Raw genomic sequence first — 452 nt, 5'->3', positions numbered from 1 at the left:
CCTGGACGATGGTGGCGGTTTCTCCGGTTCCCGCCTGGGCCCCGTCGATGGTGATCACATCGACTCCCGCCTCGAGGGCCCGGTCGATATCCTCCTCCACCCGGGCGGGGAGGATTTTCACCCCGATCGGCACCCCGCCCGTTTTCTCCCGCAGTTTTTCCACCAATTTCGGCCAGTCATCGGGATGATCCACCCCCGGAACCCGGGCGCCGATCCGCGCATCTTCCCCCGGGGCCAACCCCATCCCCTTCCGGAGCCGTTTCGTCAGCCGCTGCGCGGGGATCACCTGGGGCGAACCGGCGTCGCCTCCCCCGCCCACGGCGATCTCCACCATATCCGCCTGTTGCAGTTCCTCCGGTGTTTTGGCCCAGGGAGCGCGGCTGTACTGCAGGATCAGCTTGTCCGCCGCTTGGCGCTCTTCCGGGAGCAGCGGTCCCTGGCCGGTATTGGTT

At 67.5% G+C, this 452-nt stretch carries 1 protein-coding gene; it reads right to left on the bottom strand.

The features are described from left to right. The coding region (locus RZO55_RS12470) for a glutamate synthase-related protein (protein ID WP_318064612.1) at positions 1–452 on the bottom strand (452 nt) is incomplete at both ends.

The sequence above is a fragment of the Clostridium boliviensis genome (assembly GCF_033342255.1).
GTDB lineage: Bacteria > Bacillota > Clostridia > Lachnospirales > Lachnospiraceae > Lacrimispora > Lacrimispora boliviensis.
Note: the sequence above shows the minus strand (reverse complement) of the source record. Positions and strands in the feature narration are given on the sequence as shown.